The 4,779-nt window shown below is 72.3% G+C and carries 4 protein-coding genes; all 4 read right to left on the bottom strand.

The window, feature by feature from the left end; translation table 11 throughout:
• Window positions 1-1,865, bottom strand: a 1,865-nt coding sequence (gene mrdA / locus HMPREF0731_RS10470) for a penicillin-binding protein 2 (protein WP_007004085.1), incomplete at its 3' end; no start/stop codon positions are given.
• An 82-nt stretch (window positions 1,866-1,947) separates the two neighbouring features.
• Complete coding sequence (mreD, locus tag HMPREF0731_RS10465; RefSeq protein WP_007004084.1) at window positions 1,948-2,484, bottom strand: rod shape-determining protein MreD; 537 nt, start codon at window positions 2,482-2,484, stop codon at window positions 1,948-1,950.
• 36 nt (window positions 2,485-2,520) lie between these two features.
• Window positions 2,521-3,384: a rod shape-determining protein MreC gene (mreC, locus tag HMPREF0731_RS10460; RefSeq protein ID WP_007004083.1), complete on the bottom strand. Its 864-nt coding sequence runs from the start codon at window positions 3,382-3,384 to the stop codon at window positions 2,521-2,523.
• A gap of 39 nt (window positions 3,385-3,423) precedes the next feature.
• Complete coding sequence (locus tag HMPREF0731_RS10455) at window positions 3,424-4,467, bottom strand: rod shape-determining protein (protein ID WP_007004082.1); 1,044 nt, start codon at window positions 4,465-4,467, stop codon at window positions 3,424-3,426.
• Between the last annotated feature and the right edge of the window lie 312 nt (window positions 4,468-4,779).

Below are 4,779 nucleotides of genomic sequence, written 5' to 3'. Positions count from 1 at the left end.
CGGGCGGGCGGCGTGGCGGGCTGCGCCACCGGCGCGCCCGGCGCAGTGGGGCGCAGCCGGTTCATCACCTCGACCATGATGTCGCGCGCCAGCGGCGCGGCGGCGCCGGAGCCGCTGGTGCCGTGCTCCACCACCACCGAAATGGCGTATTGCGGGTTGTCATAGGGGGCGAAGGCCACGAAGAGCGCGTGCGGCCGCCATTCGCGCGGCAGGCTCTCGACCCGGAAGCCGCGCTCGCGCTGCTCGCGCGAGACGCGGCGGACCTGGGTGGTGCCGGTCTTGCCGGCCATGGCGCCGAGCGGCACGGGCAGCTTGGCGACCCGCGCCGTCCCCCCCTCCTCGTTCACCACCGCCCACATGGATTCGCGGATCAGCCGCAGGTCGCGCTCGGGGATGCCGAGGCTCGGCCAGTCCTCCGGCTTCACGCCGCGCACCGGGCGGTTGTTCAGCGCATGGGTCAGGTGCGGCTGCACGGCGCGGCCGGTGGCCAGCCGCGCCGTCATGGTGGCCAGCGACAGCGGCGTCAGCTGATAAAAGCCCTGGCCGATGCCATGCACCACGGTGTCGCCGAGATTCCAGGGCTTGCCCTGGCTGGTGCGCCATTCGCGGGTCGGCACGAAGCCGGCCTTGGTGCCCGGCAGCTCGATCTCCAGATCGACACCGAGGCCGAGCCGCCTGGCCATCGCCGCGATGCGGTCGATGCCCATGCGCTTGGCGACCTCGTAGAAATACACGTCGCAGGAATGCTTCAGCGCGCCGCGCAGGTCCAGATTGCCGTGGCCATGGCGGTTCCAGCAATGGAAGCGGCTGTCGCCGAGGTCGTAATGGCCGGGGCAGAAGACGCGCTCGCCCGGGCTCACCACCTTGGCCTCCAGCGCCGCCAGCCCGACCACCATCTTGAAGGTGGAGCCGGGGGCGTAGAGCCCGTTGGTGGTCTTGTTGATCAGCGGCGTCGAGCGGCTGCGGGTCCATTCCCGCCACTGCGCCGAGGAGATGCCGGAGCTGAACAGGTTGGGGTCGAAGCTGGGCTGGCTGGCCATGGCCAGCACCTCGCCATTGCGGGCGTCGAGCACGACGACGCTGGTGCCCTCCTCGATCTTGCCGCGCACCGCCTTCTGCAGCTCGGCGTCGATCGAGACCTGCACATCCTGGCCGCGCACCCCCTCGCGCCGGTTCAGCTCGCGGATGACGCGGCCGACGGCGTTGACCTCCATCTGCACCGTGCCGGCGCGGCCGCGCAGCAGCCGGTCATGGTGCCGCTCGACGCCGGAGCGGCCGACGCGGATGCCGGGCAGCGCCAGCAGCGGGTCGCCATCGATGTCGCTCTCGGCCGGGGGGGCGACATAGCCCACCACATGCGCCAGGTGCTCGGCATAGGGGTAGAAGCGGGTGGTCCCGACATCGACGCTGATGCCCGGCAGGTCCGGCGCGTTGACCTCGATCCGCGCCATCTCCTCCCAGGAGAGGAATTCGCGCACCACCACGGGGACGAAGCGGCGGCGGCGGCGCACATCGCGCTCGATGCGGGCGCGCTCGGCCTCGGTGAGCGGCAGCAGGCGGGACAGCGTCTCCAGCGTGGCGCCGACATCCTGGGTCTGCTCGGCGGTCAGCAGCACGCGCCAGTTCAGGTCGTTGGCGGCGATGACGCGGCCCTCGCGGTCGGTCACCCGGCCGCGCGGCGGGGCGATCAGCCGGGTGGAGACGCGGTTCTCCTCCGCCATGGTGGCGTAGCGCTCGCCCTCCTCGACGGTCAGCTTGCGCAGCCGGTAGCCCAGGAAGCCGAACAGGCCGAGCTGGCCGGCCCCCAGCAGCAGGGCCCGGCGGGTGAACACGCCGCGGCGGCGCTCCTCCTCCCGCTTGCTCATCGAAGCCCTGCCCCCCGTCTGTCCGATCCCGGCCGGGGATCCTCCCCGGCCAACGCGCCCGGAGCCCTGGCCCCGGATGTCCCTAGCCGATGCCGTCGGCCCGCCACATCGCCCGGTGCAGCCGGGTCAGCAGCGCGGCGATGGCCGGGTAGAAGCCGGCGCTGAGGGCGAACTGCACCAGCGCCGGCGCCGCCGGCGGCAGCCGCAGATTGAGCACCGCCTGCAGCGCGAAGCCGAGCGCGGCGGTGCCGGCGGCGAAGCCGGCGAAGACCAGCCATACCACCAGGAAGGATTGCCGCGCCAGGAAACGCCGGATGCGCAGCGCCAGCCCGTGCACCAGCAGCAGCGTCAGGATACCGATGCCGAGCGGCGCGAAGCCGAGCAGATCCTGCAACAGCCCCATGCCGAAGCAGAGGGGCGGCGACATGGCGGCGGGCCGGAACACCGACCAGAAGAACACGCAGCCCAGCGCCACCGCCGGCAGCGCCGAGGGCAGGCCGACCGGCGCCGCCGTCAGCAGCATCAGCAGCGCGGTGCTGACCGAGGGGAAGGCGGCACGGGCCAGGGCGTCCAGCCGGCGCAGCAGCCCCGCCGAGGGTTGCGGCCGCCCCCTGGCCATGTGCCTGCCTCTCCCTCCCGTCCGCCGCGCCGGCGCTCAGCGCCGTGGGCGCGGCTCCGGCCGCGCCACCGCCTCGGGCGGCAGGATGCCGGAGAGGCCGAAATCGAAGATGCGCAGCAGGTCGAGCCGGTTCAGCCGGGCGAACAGCTCGACCTCCGGCGCACCGCCCTCCGACCAGCGCACCACGCCGACCGGCAGGCCGGCCGGGAACACCCCGGCCTCGGCGCTGGTCACCACCCGCTCGCCCTCCTGCGGCGGCGTGCCCTCGGGCCAGTGCTGCAGGCGCGGCAGGTCGCCATTGGTGCCGGCCAGGATGGCGCGCGAGCGGCTGCCCTCCAGCACCACGGGGATGCGGCTGTTCATGTCGGTCACCAGCAGCACGCGGGCGGAGCGGCCGCCGACCTCGGTGACGCGGCCGGCCAGGCCCCGCTCGTCCAGCGCCACCTGGCCCTTGCGCAGCACGATGCCCGGCTGCACCGAGAGCAGCACGGCGCGGGCATAGGTGCCGCCCGCATCGGCCACGACCTTGGCGGTGTGGAAGGTGGCCGCCGCCTCCGGCATGTAGCCGAGCTGCCGGCGCAGCAGGGCGTTCTCCGTCTCCAGCGCCAGGGCGGCGGCCTGCCAGCGGTGCAGCCGCTCATTCTCCTCGCGCAGCCGGGCATTCTCCTCGCGCATCGCCGCCAGGTAGTGCAGCTCCTGCACCGCCTCGCGCAGCGCGCCCACCGGCTCGGACAGCACGGCGTAGATCGGCGCCAGCGTGTCGGCCAGCGCCATCCGCCCGCGTTCCACCAGCGCGGTGTCGGCCTTGCCCAGCAGCATGGTGCCGAAGGCGGCGGCGATGAGCACAGGCATCGTCAGGCGCGACAGCGCCTGGCGCAACGGGATGCTGAGACGGATCACGCAGCCTCCAGCGGCCCGGACTCGCCCGGGCCCGCCCCATTAATACATGGAGGAAAGAACGTGGCGAAGCCGCTTCATCTCATCAAGGGCCCGCCCCGTGCCCAGCGCCACGCAGGCCAGCGCGTCCTCCGCCACGGAAACGGGCAGGCCTGTCGCCTCGCGCAGCACCTGGTCGAGGCGCTGCAGCAGCGCGCCGCCGCCGGTCAGCACGATGCCCTTGTCCACGATGTCGGCGGCGAGCTCGGGCGGCGTGTTCTCCAGCGCCACCTTCACCGCCTCGACGATCTGGCTGACCGGCTCGGCGATCGATTCCGCGATCTGGCGCTGGCTGACCACCACCTCGCGCGGCACGCCGTTCATCAGGTCGCGGCCCTTCACCTCGGTCATCGGCCCTTCCTCCCCGTAATCCGGGAAGGCGGCGGCGCCGATCTCCATCTTGATCCGCTCGGCCGTGCTCTCGCCGATCAGCAAATTGAACTGCCGGCGGATGTAGCTGATGATCGCCTCGTCCAGCTTGTCGCCGCCGACGCGGACCGAGCGCGCATAGACGATGCCGCCCAGGCTGATCACCGCCACTTCCGTGGTGCCGCCGCCGATATCGACGATCATGGAGCCGGACGGCTCGGTCACCGGCAGGCCGGCGCCGATCGCGGCGGCCATCGGCTCCTCGATCAGCAGCACCTTGCGGGCGCCGGCGCTCTCGGCGCTCTCCTGGATGGCGCGGCGCTCGACGGCGGTGGAGCCGGAGGGCACGCAGACGATGATCATCGGGCTGGCGAAGCCGCGCCGGTTGTGCACCTTGCGGATGAAGTGCTTGATCATCTCCTCCGCCACCTCGAAATCGGCGATGACGCCGTCGCGCAGCGGCCGGATGGCGGCGATGTTGCCGGGGGTGCGGCCCAGCATCTGCTTGGCTTCCTCGCCCACGGCCAGCACCTGCTTGCGGCCGCGAATGTCGGCGATGGCGACGACCGAGGGCTCGTTCAGCACGATGCCCCGACCCTTGACATAGACCAGCGTGTTGGCCGTGCCGAGGTCGATGGCCATGTCGGCGGAAAGGAAGCCGAACAGGCGAGAGAACATGCAGCGAACCTTCCAAGGTCAATCAGCCAGGCGCCCCGCCGGCGCCCGGGTCGAAAGCCGGGTTCAAGCCTGCAAGCGAAGGGCGCCGTGGCTTACAATCCCCTGGCCCCCGGCTCAAGCGGCAATCGGTGACACACAGGCAACCCTGCATTGCCAGCCGCGTTTGCGGTACATCAGACACCCCGAACCCGAGGACCCCTCCATGCGCAAATCCTCCCTTGCCCTCCTGGCCCTGGCGAGCATCGGCCTGGGCGCCTGCGGCTACTCGACCGGCGACCGCGCCGCCTCCGGCGGCCTGCTCGGCGCCGGCGC

The sequence above is a fragment of the Pseudoroseomonas cervicalis ATCC 49957 genome (assembly GCF_000164635.1).
Classification (GTDB): Bacteria; Pseudomonadota; Alphaproteobacteria; order Acetobacterales; family Acetobacteraceae; genus Pseudoroseomonas; species Pseudoroseomonas cervicalis.
Note: the sequence above shows the minus strand (reverse complement) of the source record. Positions and strands in the feature narration are given on the sequence as shown.

Bases quoted from the DNA above. Each gene is read 5' to 3' on its own strand.
- HMPREF0731_RS10455 (WP_007004082.1), bottom strand. From the start codon at position 4,467: ATGTTCTCTCGCCTGTTCGGCTTCCTTTCCGCCGACATGGCCATCGAC.
- mreD (WP_007004084.1), bottom strand. From the start codon at position 2,484: ATGGCCAGGGGGCGGCCGCAACCCTCGGCGGGGCTGCTGCGCCGGCTG.